Source organism: Allokutzneria sp. A3M-2-11 16, from assembly GCF_024213555.1.
In the GTDB taxonomy this organism is placed as follows: domain Bacteria; phylum Actinomycetota; class Actinomycetes; order Mycobacteriales; family Pseudonocardiaceae; genus Allokutzneria.
Genome location: NZ_JANAVO010000003.1, coordinates 537,515 through 551,370, shown reverse-complemented (window position 1 = coordinate 551,370; position 13,856 = coordinate 537,515). Strand labels below are relative to the sequence as shown.

The window sequence follows — 13,856 nt, the reverse complement described above, 5'->3', positions numbered from 1 at the left end:
GTCAGTCCTTCAGCTCCAGGAACGCGGATTTCACGTGGGCAGCGAGCTTGTCGATGTCGTCCGCGCCGAAGCGGCCGTCGTGCGCGATCAACACCACCAGGGCACCGTCCACGATCGCGCTCGCGATCGCCAGAGACGCCCACTGGGTCACCGAGTTCTGCACAAAGCCCAGCGGGGTGGTGCGCATCCACACCGCCTTGGCCGCCGTGTTCATCGACTCCCCGCCGTGCGCGGTGTGCTCGACGAAGATCTCCGGCTCTGCGAAGGACCGAAGCCGCGTGACGCCCTCGCCGGGGTGGCTCAAGTGCCGGAGAATCCCGTAGCCCACACCATCGTTGGGCACGGACCGAAGCGTGTCCACAATGGACGGCATCGCCTCGGTGACACTCGCCGTGGGATCAACCGGGAGCAGCACCGGGTGCGCCGTGGTGAACCAGCCGACCGAGCGAGACCGATCGTCCGGGCGGTACCCGTTCGGCGTCGCCTGGCCTTCGTTGAACAGGTAGACCGACGACTCGCCCCGCCAGCGGGCGACCGCGACGGCCGCTGCGCTGACAGCGACTTCTCGGCCCTCCGCCCCGCTGGCGCGCAACGACGGCGCGACCTGGTCAGCGGGGATCGTCCGCACCACGTGCCCGGCAGGCCCACCCACCGAGTCCAAAATGGACGGACGAGCCGAACCGGTCTGGACGACGCCGGTCCAGTAGCCCAGCTCCCCGGCGAGCACGTCCGAGGACGCCATGTCGTGCACGTGCGCGGACCATGCTTCCCACGCATCCGGAGCGGGCTCGACGGTCCGCCCGGTGAGCAACGCGTTGAGGTCTTCCAGGATCGGCACCAAGGACATCGCATCGTAGACGAAATGGTGCACCACGAAGAGGAGCAGACCGGTCTTCCGGTGCCCACGATCGTAGTACCGCACGCGGAGAATCGGCCCGCGCTCGATGTCGATCTCCTCCGCGAGCTGGACCTTGTCCGCGTCGGGCACCTCGTCCACCATCGGCGGCAGCACAACAGAGTCGAAGAACTCGCCCACGGGAGCCTCCTCGATCCGCCAGCCGATGGCATTGCGGCGGAACCGATAGCGCAATGTGCTGTGCAGTTCGACCAAGCGCTCCACTGCGGCCCGAACCTGTTGCGCACCAATGCTCTCCGCGACCTCCATGTCCTCGATCACGGTGAACCTGAACCTCGGGTCCCTCATCCGCTCCAGGAAGCTGTGGATGATCGGCGTCGGACGCACCGGCGCCGGGCGCCGCTCCGGCGCGGAGGCCGCCAGAGGGACCGTCAGGGAAGCCAGGTCGCGCAACCGTGGATGGGTCAGCACATCCTGCGGTGTGATGTGGATGCCGTGCCTGGCGGCGCGACCCGCGACCGCGACGCTGAGCACGGAGTCACCGCCGATCGCGAAGAAGTCGTCGTCACCGGCAACGGTGTCACGGCCGAGCAGTTCCGCCCAGATCTGACCAAGAACGCGCTCCGGTGATGTCACGGTTGTTCCCCCCAAGCGTTTGCGGTCGAGCTTTCCGTTGATGGTCTTCGGCAGTTCGTCGCGCACCACGACTTCCGCGGGCACCATGTGGCTCGGCAGTTCGCGCGCCACCCACGAGATCAGGTCGCCGGTCGGCCCATCGGCGACGACGTGCGCGACGAGCTGCGAACCACGCAGTGTCACAACGCATTCGCGAACCGACGGATGCGCGACGAGAACGCGCTCGATCTCCGCGGGTTCGACGCGATGCCCGCGAACTTCCAGCTGCGCGTCCGCCCGCCCCAGGAACTCGATTGTCCCTTGTGGACTGATCCGGGCGAGGTCTCCTGTGCGGTACATCCGCGAACCGGGCGCTCCAAAAGGATCGGCGACGAAGCGCGTCGCGGTCAGTCCGGGCAGCCCGCGGTAACCCCGGCCGACCACGGCCCCGCCGAGGTACAACTCCCCTGTCGTGCTCGGCCGTCCCTGCGGATCGAGCACGTACGCGCGGGCATGACGAATCGCGAAGCCGATGTCGGGCAAGCCACCTGACGGCCCAACCTCGCCGGCGGTCGCGGCGACCGTGCACTCCGTGGGGCCGTACAGGTTGAGCAGCCGGAAAGGCAGCCCCGGCGCGGGGCGGACCCGCAGCCGGTCTCCGCCCGTGCACATCACCCGCAGCCCGAAATCGCCGAACCGCGCGGCTTCGTCCAGCACCACCTCGGCGAGCGGAGTCGGCAGGATGGCAACGGTGATCCTGTTGTCGGCGAGCCACCGGAGCAACGTCGCGGGCGCCTGCCGGACCTCGCGCAGCACGTGCACGGTCGCGCCGTGGTAGAGCGACGACAGGATCTCCAGGATCGCGGCGTCGAAACCGGCCGCGAACACTTGCGACGTTCTGTCCGAATTGGACATACCGACGAGAGACCCGTACCACTGCACGAGATTCTGCAGGCTGCGGCGCTCGATCTCGCAGCCGTGCGGATGACCGGTCGAGCCGGAGGTGTAAGCGACGTACGCCAGCTCCGACCGCGGGCCTTCCCCGATCGGCCCGTCGAAGTGCATCGCGGGGAGAGATGCGCGATCGCACGGAACAGTAGACCCGACAACCACAACCGGACCGGCGATCTCATCCAGCATGGTTGCGATCCGCGCGGCCGGGTTGGCCGGATCGACCGGAACGAAGGCCGCACCGGCTCGCATCACGCCGAGCCAACCGACCACCAGCTCGACACCGCGCTCGGCCAGCACCGGGATCGGCGTCGACGGCCGCACTCCAGCTTCAAGCAAGCGCGCTGCCAAACGACCGGCGAGCGCGTCGATCTCCGCGTATGTGTACGGACGCCCATCCACCACTGCCGGGTGTGCGGGCCGCTCCTCGGCGTGCGCTCGGACCAGCTCCCAGAACTGACGATCATCCTTGTCCAACAACGAATCCAGGCTCAGCGAAGGGTTAGCCATCGCGGCCGTGACCACCCTCGCGAACAGCTCCGCGACACGCCGCATGGTGGATTCGTCGAACAGGTCGGCCGCGTACTCCAGGTAGCCGCGCATCTCGCCGCCGTCCTGATCGGCGACGCCCAGAGTCAGGTCGAACTTCGAGGTTCCCGGCGCGATGCCCAAGCCGCTGGGCGCGAGTTCCAGTCCCGCGATCGCACCGGAGTGCGTCGCGGTGTTCTGGTGGGTGTAGGCCACGGTGAACAACGGCTGCCGCGACGCGTCCCGCCCCACGCCGAGGTGCGAAACGATCTTCGACAGCGGCACCTCCTCGTGGTCGAGCGCCCCGGTGACCGTGGCCGAACACCGCCGCACCAACTCGCGGAAGCTCACCGCGCCGTCCACCCGCGTGCGGAACGGCAGCAGGTTGTTGAAGTATCCGACCAGCTCGTGGGTCGAGGGGTTGGTCCGCCCGGTGGTGGCCGAGCCGACGACCACGTCCTCCTGGCCCGCCCACAGGTACAGCAGCGCGTCGACCGCCGCGAGCATCGTCACGAACGTCGTCACGCCCTGTGCCTTGCTGAACTCGCGCAACCGCACGGCATCGTCCGGGTCGAGCACGAACTCCAGCAGGCCACCCGCGAACGACTGGACCTCCGGGCGCGGCCGATCCAGCGGCAACTCACGAGCGCGGATGTCAGCGAGGGTGCTCTCCCAGTACCGCAGCCCTTCCCGCAGCCGCTCACCCTGGAGCACGGATCGTTGCCAGGCCGCGAAATCCGCGTACTGCACCGGCAGCGAAGGCAGCTTTGGAGCGCGTCCGTCCACTCTGGACTGGTAGAGCTCTGACAGATCCCGCAGGAAGATCGCCGGAGTCCACCCGTCGAACACGATGTGGTGCCACGTCACCTGCAACACGTGGTCCTCCGGCGTCAACCGGAACAGCGTCGTGCGCGCCAGCGGCCCAGTCGCCAGGTCGAACGGCTGCCGAGCATCGTCGTCCATCGCCCGGCGCAGGTCGTCCTCGGAGCCGACATCCACGATCCGCAGGTCGGGTCCGGCGTGATCGGCCACCACGTACGGCAACCCGTCATCGTCGGGAATCCGAGTCCGCAGTACCTCGTGCCGCTGGGCGAAGTCCCGCAGCGCCGCGCGCAGCACGTCGACGTCGAGCGGACCGCGGTATCGGAGGTCAGCCGGAATGTTGTAGAGCGGCGAGCCCGGGTTCAGCCGGTCCAAGTACCACAGCTGTTCCTGGTTGAAGGACAACGGCAACCGGCCGCCGCGCTCCAGCAGCGGAATCGTCCACTCAGAACTGTCCACAACGGATGTTCGCTGCTCGATCAGCGCCGCGAGCTTCCGCGCGGTCGGGTGCTCGTAGAGATCGGCGAAGGCCAGCGGGACACCGAAGTGCTGCTCGACCTCGCGAAGTACCGTGATGCCCGCGATCGAGGTTCCGCCCAGCTCGAAGTAGTTGGAACCCGCGTGCACGTCATCGGCCTTGAGCAGCTGGCGCCACCGGTCGATCACCCACTCCTCCACCCCCTTCGATGCAGTCGGCGCCGGAGCGGCGGTCCCCGTGGTCCAGCACGAGACCGGCTCGAACACCGTGCCCGGTAGCTCGATGCGCGGGATTCTCGCGCCCTCGTAATGCCGCTCCCAATCGATCGTCACGCCCAGTTCGTAGAGCTGCGCCACGGCTTGAAGCGGACCTTCGGCAAGGGTCACGATGGGCAGGTCGGGCACCAGCTCGGCGATCCGCCTCGACAGCACTCCGTCCGGTCCGATCTCGACGAGCACGGCGTTGTCGTCGAGGAATCCCCGAACCGCCCGTTCGAGCCCGGCGAGGTTGACCTCATCGCTGGGCTCGACGTCCTGCGCGGCATCGAGGGCCAACTGTCCACGAAGGACACGAACGGCGAGGTTGCCTCCGGCCGAACCCACCATCCGGCTCTCAGAAACGCCGAGCGCGCGGAGCTGTGTCGCCAGTTCGTATTGCCGCCGGACCACATCAGCCGGGAAGGCGTCGCCGGAGAACAGGAACACGACGGGCCGCGGGCTGACCGGCTCCGCCGGGGTCTGAAAACGTTCGACCAGTTCGGTCGCACTGTCCACAATGTACGCACGACGATACGGGTGATCATCCCGGCCGCGGTTCAGCACGTGGGCGATCGACGCCAGATCACCGTCCAGCGACTCCCGCAACCGCGTCCAGTACCGCGCGAACGACTCCGGGGTCTTCGCCGACAGCGTGATCAGCTGAGGCCCGAAGCCTTCGAAAACCGGCCGGGCGGCAGGGCACTCGACCACCGCGTGCGCGTTGGTCCCGGTGAGGCCGAACGAACTCAGCCCGGACAGCTGTGGTGCTCCCGCACCCGACTCGGTGCTCACCCGCACGCGATCACCGAAGTCGATCATCGGGTTGGGCGTCTCGAAGTTGACCGTCGCGTACCGCGCGTCGTGCCGGGCGCCCGCCAGGATCTTGAACAGGCCCGCCATGCCCGACGCGTGGTCCAGGTGCCCGAGGTTCGACTTCACCGCGCCGACCGTGCACTCCGCATCACCCAGCCCGCGACGCAGTCCCGCGATCTCCACGACGTCACCGAGAGAAGTCCCCGAGCCATGGCACTCCACGTGCTCGACCGCGTCCACTCCGGCATCGCGCCACGCCGCCGTGATCACCTCGGCCTGCGCGTTCTGATCCGGAGCACCCATGTTCGTCGCCCGGAACCCGTTGTGGTTCACGGCGATCCCGCGCAGCACGCCATGGATGTGGTCGCCATCGGCCAGCGCCGCCGACAACCGCTTGAGCAGCACGAACCCACCGCCCTCGCCACCGACCGCGCCATCGGCTCCGGCGTCGAACGGACGGCACCGGCCGCTGCTCGACAGCACTCCGCGCAGCTCGTAGTCCTGCTCCGGCAACGACGTCTGCACGCTCAACCCACCCGAGACGGCGAGATCGACGCGACCGCTGCGCAGTTCCTGCACGGCCGCGGCGAGCGCGACCAGGCTGCCGCTGCACGCCGTGTCGACGACCTTCACCGGTCCACGGAGGTCGAACAGGTACGCGATCCTGGCCGCCGCCGCGGACGCGAGGGTGCCCAGAATGCTTTGCGGCTCGTCTTCCGAGCTGGGGTAGTCCGAACGCGGCGCGCTGATGATCACCGCGGTTCGGGAGCCGCGCAGCGCACCGGGCGCGTACCCCGCGTTCTCGATCGCGGCGTGCACCAGCTGGAGGCTCATCCGCTGGTGCGGGTCCATGAGTTCGGCCTCGCGGCGGGAGATCCCGAAGAACCGGTGGTCGAACAGGTCGATCCGGTCGAGGTAGCCGAGTTCGGCGTAGGCGGCGCCGTTCGAGTGCAGCGCGCGCTCCGCACTCGGGGCGCGGACGCTGCTGTGGCCGCAGAAGAGGTTGGCGTGCAGGGCGTCCAGGCTGTCCGCGTCCGGCAACGCAAGGCCGACACCGATGATCGCGATGCTCACAGCTCGTGGTCCCCGTCGTCGGAAGGCGCGAGCAGGAGCGCCATGGACTCCACAGTGGACCGTTCTAGCAACTCCGCAACGGTCACCTCGCCCGCCCCGGCCGCTCTCAAGCGGTTGACCAGCTCCAGTACCGTCAACGAAGAACCCCCAGCCTCGAAGAACTTCTCCCGTACCCCGATCTCCGGCCGTTCCAGCAGATCGGCCCAGATCGCGGCGACCACCCGCTCGGCGTCGGTGCGCGGCCGCACCATGTTCGCTTCCGCCCTGCTCCACGCCTGTGGCAGCGCGGCGCGCTCGACCTTCCCGTTGACGGTCACCGGCAAGCGCTCCAGGATCACGAACTCCGACGGCACCAGGTACTCCGGCAGCTGCCCGCCGAGGAAGTCACGGAGCTCGTCCGCCGCGACTCCTACGGCCGCGACATGGGCGACCAGCCGCCGCGCAGCGCCTTCACCGACCGCGCTCACCGCGGCTTGGACCACCTTGGGATGCCTGGTCAAAGCGGCCTCGACCTCGCCGGGCTCCACGCGGAAACCGCGCACCTTGACCTGCTCGTCGCTGCGCCCGATGAATTCAAGGCGTGCTCCGAACCACCGCGCGCGGTCGCCCGTGCGGTACATCCGTGTTCCGGGCGGCCCGAACGGATCAGCGACGAAGCGCTCCGCCGTGCGGGCGAAATCGGCCAAATATCCCCTGGCCAAGCCAACTCCGGCTAGGAACAGCTCGCCAGGAATCCCTTCGGCGCACGGCCGCAGCGAGGCATCCAGGACGTACGCCCGCGTCCCCGGAAGCGGCACACCGATGCCCACTGCGTCGCCCGGTGACAGCGGCCCGGTCATCGTCGCGCACACCGTCGACTCGGTCGGTCCGTAGGCGTTGACCATCCGGCGCCCTGTCGACCAGCTGTCCACAAGGGACGGTGGGCACGCCTCTCCGGCCACGATGACCGTGGCCCCCGAGGGGACCGACCCCATCACGGCGAGCGCGCTCGGCGGCAGCGTCATGTGGGTCGGCTCTTCAGCAACCAAAGTGGCCCCGGTGAACAGCGCCATGGCCAGCTCCCAGAAGGCCGCGTCAAAACCCGGAGCCGCGAACCGGAGGACGCGCGAGCCCGGGCGGACGTCGAACTGCGCGCGTTGCGCCGCAACCATGCTGTGCACGCCGCGATGCGTGACTACCACCCCCTTCGGGGTGCCCGTAGACCCCGACGTGTAAATCACGTAGGCCGGGTTGTCCACCGAGACATCGACCTTCGGCGCTGTTCCCGACCCGGTGGCCAGCCCGTTGATATCGTTGAGCACCAAGGTGATCCCGGCGTTCTCGGTGATCCACTTGATGCGGTCCGGCGGAAGCGCGGGGTCCAGCGGCACGAACGCCCCGCCCGCCTTCAGCACCGCGAGGATCGCCACCACCCAGTCCACGCCCGGCGCCATGCCGACCCCGACCAGTACCTCCGGCCCGACGCCCCGGCCGATCAGGTGATGCGCGACTCGGTTGGCCTTCGCGTCCAGCTCCGCATAGCTCATCGACCCTTCGTCGAACTCCCACGCCACGCCATCCCGAGCGGTGAACAACGATTGCGCGCAGACCGGCTCGGCGCCCGGTCCGCCGTCGAGAACCGCAACGGACCTGGACAGCGGCACCTCGGCCAGCGAGCGATCGGGTGCTGCGATCAGCTCACCCACCACAGTGGACAGTTGCTCCAGCAACAACCGCGCGGTCGACTCGTCGAACAGCTCGCGGTCGTAGACGAGCCGGAGGAAGAGGTTGTCGGCGCTCCGGGCGTTGAGGCTCAACGGATAACTCGTCGTATCGTCACCATCGACGTGCGCCACCCGTACTCCGCCCTCGGCGATATCCTCCGCATCCTCCGGCAGATCGCCAAATGACATCGCCGAGTCGAACAGCCCGGCCCTCTGCTCGAAGTCGACCTCGCGATCGGTCACGTGTCGCCGCTGCAACTCTGTCAACCAGTCCAGCACCGACCGATCGTCGATCCGGACGCGAACTGGAATGGTGTTGAGCAGCAACCCGATCACTGTCTCCGCGCCGGGCAGATCGGCCGGACGGGTCGACACAGCACTCCCGAACACCACGTCATCCGAGCCGGAGTGCCGCGCCAGCAACAGCGCCCAGGCGCCCTGGACAACCGTGTTCACGGTGATGTGGTGCCGCCGCGCGAACTCACGGATCGGCTCGACCGGCACTTCGGCGGTCAGCTTCCCGATCGATCGAATGCGATGTCCAGCAACGGGTTTGCGGTCATACGGCAACGGAGTCGATGTACAGCCCGCCAGTCGTTCGCGCCAATGCGCCACGTCGTGGGAACGGCTGCTGAGCCACGCTGCATAGTCCCGGAACGGCGTCCTCGGCACCACGGTGGGCTCGCGCCCTTCGACCAGTTCGCCATATGCGGCAAGCACATCGCCCAACACTTCGGACAGGCTCCACCCGTCCATGAACAGGTGGTGCGTCGTCCAGAGCACGTACACGCGCCGCTCGTCGAGCCTGGCAATGGTGATGCGCATCGGCGGCGCCACGCGCAGGTCCAAGCTCCGCGTCCGGTCGCGTTCGAGCACGTGGGAAGCGTCGTCCACGTACTCGATCGGAAGCTCGACCTTAGGATGCACGACCTGGACGGGCTCGTCGCGATCCTCCCAGTGCACTGTGCTGCGCAGCGTGGGAATGCGATCGACGACCACCTGCCAGGCGCGCCCGAGGACGTGCTCGTCAGTGACGCCTTCGAGAGTCAGGGCGACCCGCATCGCGTAAACATCCACATCGCCGCCCGCGAGGGAGTCGTAGAGCAAACCCTTCTGCATCGGCGTGAGCGGATAAGTGTCCTCTGTACTCTTCTGCGTCCACGCCTCGACCGGACGGACGTCCAGGCCACTGATCTTCTGTACCAGGAACAGGTCCTTGGTGGTGATCCGCAGTCCGGCCTCATGCGCCTTGGCCACTACGCGAATGCTCTGGATGGAGTCCCCGCCCAGCTCGAAGAAGTTGTCCTCGACGCCCACCCGGTCCACGCCCAGCACGTCCGCCCAGATCTCCGCGAGCGTCCGCTCTTCCGGTGTGCGCGGCTCCACGTGCTCCGAGTCGGCGGCGAACACGGGCTCCGGCAGCGCCTTCCGGTCCACCTTGTCATTCGGGGTCCGCGGAATCTCGTCGAGCGGGACGAACACCTGGGGCACGAGATAACCGGGCAACCGCTGAGCGAGATCGGCCCGGAGATCGGTCCGCTCCGAGACGACATAAGCCACTAACCGTCCCTTGTGGACGATCACAGTGGCCTGATGCACGCCGGGAAGGTCCAGCAGCGCGGACTCGATCTCACCCGGCTCAACGCGGAAACCCCGCACCTTCACCTGGTCGTCGACGCGGCCGACGAACTCGCACGTGCCGTCCGGCAACCACCGCACCAGATCACCGGTCCGGTACATCCGCGATCCCGGGTTGCCAAAGGGGTTCGCGACGAACCGCTCCGCGGTTCCGCCGGGCCGGTTGAAGTACCCACGCCCCACTCCTGCACCCGCGAGGTACAACTCGCCGGTCACGCCCACCGGCGCGGGGCGGAGCCTGCTGTCCAGCACGTGGTGCCGCATGTTGGCGATGGGGCGGCCGATCGGAGCGCTACCGCGCTGCTCCCTCTTGGTGATCCGCATGGTCGTGGAGATCAGCGTGGCCTCGCACGGCCCGTAGATGTTGACGAACTCGCGGTTCGGCCCGAGCCACCGCCCGGCCAGCTCGGCGGTGCACAGCTCACCCCCGGCGAGCACGGAGCGCAGACTCGGCACCCTCGAAGGGTCCACAGTGGACAGCAAGGCGGGTGGCAGCGCGACCACGGTGACCTGGTCCTGCCGCACCTGCTCGGCGAAGTCGATCTCCCCCGCGCGGCTCATCGACACGGTCGCCCCGGACAACAGCGGTGTCATCAACGCCCACACCCCGCCGTCGAAGCTGACGGAAAGGTGCAGCAGGACCCGGCTGTCCGGCCCGAGCTCCCACCGGCGGCGGCCGTCCATCGCGCTGTTGCACAGCGATCTGTGCGAGATCATCGCCGCCTTGGGCCGACCGGTCGAGCCCGACGTGTAGACGACGTAGGCCAGATTGTCCGGCTGTACAAAGGTCTTCGGCGAGTTGTCCGAGACTTCGTCCGTCACGAAGACGACTTCCGCCGAGTGCACGGGCAAGCGCGGGGCCAGTTCTACGGTCGACACGAGCACTGCGGCGTCGGAGTCAGCGATCATGAACGCCAGCCGATCGGCGGGGTAGTCCGGGTCGAGCGGAACGAAGACGCCACCCGCCTTGAGCACCGCCAGCACGCCGACCGCGAGATCGACTCCGCGCTCCAGGCAGACGCCGACCAGCGCCTCCGGCCCAACGCCCCGCGCGATCAGCTTGTGCGCCAAGAAGTTCGCGCGTCGATCCAGCTCGGCGTAGCTCATCCGCGCGGACCCGTGGATCACCGCGCACACGTCCGGTGCCGACCGCACCCACGACTCGAACCGCTCGTGCGCGAGGCCACTGCCCTCTTCGTCCGTGCCCGTCGCGTTCCAGTCGGCCTCGACCTGACGACGCTCGGCCGGGGGCAGCAACGGCAGGTCGCCGAGCGGCCGCGACGGCTCCGCGATCACACCGTCGACGAGAACCCCGAGCCGCGCCAGCATCCTGTCCACTGTGGCCGGGTCGAACAGGTCGGCGTCGTAGTTCGCGAAGACCCGGATCTCCTCGCCGACCTCCTGGAACTCCAGCACGAGGTCGAAGCTCGCGGACACCATCGGCAGGTCGACCTCGACCGCGCTGAGTCCGGGCAGCTCCCACGTGACCGGCGCGGACGCGCGCATCACCGCCAGCGCTTGAAGCAGTGGGACGCGGCCGGGATCACGTTGTGGCGCAAGCTCGTCCACCACTCGCTCGAACGGGACGTCGGAGTGCGCCATCGCGTCGAGCACAGTCTGCCGGACATCACCGACGAAGGCGTCGAACGGCTGCGATCCGTCTACTGTGGACCGCAGGGCGACCGTCCCGGCGAAGAACCCGACCACGCGTTCCCACTCCGGGCGATCCCGGCCCGCGACGGCGGTGCCGAGCAGCACGTCGTCCTGTCCGCAATGCCGGGCGAGCAGGACCTTGGTTGCCGCGATCAAGGTCGTGAAGAGCGTGGTCCCGTTGGCTCGCGCCAACTCCCGCAGTCCGGCAGCCGGAATGGTCGCAGTCCGCGTGCCCCCGGCTCCGCTCGGAGTCGCGGGTCGAGGCCGATCGGTGGGCAGCTCCAGCGCCGTGGGCTCGGCCAGCTTCTCCCGCCAGTAGCCGACATCGCCGTCCGCGCGTTCCCGTTGCCACACCACATAGTCCGCATACCGTGCGGTAGAAGGAACAACTCGCCTCTCGTAGCAGTCGCGCAGATCCTCCAGCAGAACCGTGATCGACCATCCGTCCGAGATGATGTGGTGCATCGTCAGCACGAGCAGATCCGGCTCGACGAGCCGCGCGCGGAACAACGGACCGCTGCGAAGGTCGAACACCTGGCCCGGGTCCGCTTCGCCGACCTCAAGCTCCACAGGCGAAGGCGGATGGACGATTTGGACGCCCCGACCATCCACTGCGTCGAAGGTCGTGCGCAGCGACTCGTGCCGTTCGACGAGCCGGTTCACCGCCTCGCGCAGCGCGTCGACGTCCACTTCGCCGGTGAACCGCAGGCCGATGCTGAGGTTGTACTCCGGCCCCGGCGAGTACTCGTGGAGGAACCACAACCGTTGCTGGGCAAAGGAAAGCGGAAGTAGATCACCACGTGCCTCGATCGGTTCACCGAGCGAGGAGAAGTCGGCGGCGGCGAACTCGGCGACGGTGGGGCGCTCGAACAAGGCCCGAACCGGAGCCGAGATGCCGAGCCGGGCGATGATCTGCATGCCCAGCAGGGAATCCCCGCCCAGCTCCACGAAGTCGTCGTGTATCCCGATCTCCGGCACGCCGAGGACGTCCTGCCAGATCTCCGCGACAGCGCGCTCGCGTGGCGTTCTCGGCGGCGTCGACGATGACATGGCGGGCGTGGGAAGGGCCCGCCGGTCGACCTTCCCCGAGGACAGCAACGGGAACTCGTCCAGACCGACGATCACGGCGGGAACCATGTGACCCGGCAGCCGCGCCCGGAGGAACTCGCGGAGATCCGGAACCTCGGGGACCACGTAGCCGACGAGCCGCCGGTCCCGCACGAGGACGGCCGCCCGCGTCACGGCCGGGTGCGCGAGGAGAGCGTTCTCGATCTCGCCCGGCTCGACGCGGAACCCCCGGACCTTCACCTGGTCGTCGGCGCGGCCGAGCACTTCGAGCTGGCCGTCCGGGCGAATCCGGCCCAGGTCACCGGTGCGGTACATGCGCGCGCCCGGCCCGGCGAACGGGTCGGCGACGAAACGCTCCGCGGTCAGCGCGGGCAGCCGGTGGTACCCCCGCGCCAACCCTTCCCCGCCGACATAGATCTCACCGGTCTCAGCTGCCTTGAGATCGACTCCAAGCACGTACACGGCGCTTCCCGAGACCGGTCGGCCGACGGGGACGACCGAGCCGAGTGAATCCGTTTCCGGTCTGGCAACACAGGCGTCGATCATGGTCTCGGTCGCGCCGTAGGCGTTGACCACCGTGGTGCCCGGCGCGACGCGGGCCAGCAGCTCGCGGCAGTCCTCGGCGTGCCACGCCTCCGATCCCACCGACACCAGCCGAAGCGGCGGGAGCTCCCCGGGCAGCGCCTTCGCCAGGCTGGGCAGCAGTTCGAGCGCGTCCGCCCCGGTCCGCCGCACGAGGTCCAGCAGGGCGCGCGGGCTGGTGACGACGTCCGTGGGAGCGATCACAATGCTGCCGCCGAAGCACACCGAGCGCAGCACGTCGGCGAAGAACACGTCCACGGTCAACGCGCTCACCGAGACCAAATGCGGTGGCGCCGCCGACAATCCGTACAGCTCGTCCCACGCGTCGGCTTGGCGGGCCAGACCGCGGTGCTCGACGAGCACGCCCTTGGGCCGCCCCGTCGAGCCCGAGGTGAACATGAGATAGGCCGAATTTTCGGGCTGTACGGAAACTCCCGGCGCGTCGGCCCGCATGCCCGCGTCCGCGATGTCGCGGTCGGTCACCATGGCGCACAGCCCGGCTTCCGCGGCGAGCCGCTCGACGCGCTCGGCCGGATGCCCGGGATCGAAGGGCACGTAGGCCGCACCGGCCTTGAGCACCGCGAGGACGCCGATGACCATTCCCGGGCCACGCCGAAGGCTGAGGCCGACCAGGTCCTCCGGTCCGGCACCGCGTTCGACGAGCCGGTGCGCGAGCCCGTTGACCCGGGCGTCCAACTCGGCGAAAGTCATCGGACGATCGCCGGGTGCGCCCGGCAGCACCGCGACGTCCTCCGGCGAACGCGCCGCGGCATCGGCGAATCGTTGGTGCGCCAGGAGTCCAGTCATGCCCTCTCCCC

At 68.6% G+C, this 13,856-nt stretch carries 2 protein-coding genes; both read right to left on the bottom strand.

Going from position 1 to position 13,856, the window contains the following annotated elements:
- Position 1: 1 nt before the first annotated feature.
- On the bottom strand, positions 2 to 6,394 hold the full coding sequence (locus NLX83_RS24305) for a non-ribosomal peptide synthetase (RefSeq protein WP_254237432.1): 6,393 nt from the start codon (positions 6,392 to 6,394) through the stop codon (positions 2 to 4).
- Positions 6,391 to 13,845, bottom strand: coding sequence for a non-ribosomal peptide synthetase (locus NLX83_RS24300; RefSeq protein WP_254237431.1), 7,455 nt, complete (start codon positions 13,843 to 13,845; stop codon positions 6,391 to 6,393). The genes NLX83_RS24305 and NLX83_RS24300 overlap by 4 nt, the downstream gene beginning before the upstream one ends.
- Between the last annotated feature and the right edge of the window lie 11 nt (positions 13,846 to 13,856).

What these genes read in the sequence shown, in the direction of transcription:
- NLX83_RS24300 (WP_254237431.1), bottom strand. Translation starts at nt 13,845, where the DNA reads ATGACTGGACTCCTGGCGCACCAACGATTCGCCGATGCCGCGGCGCGT.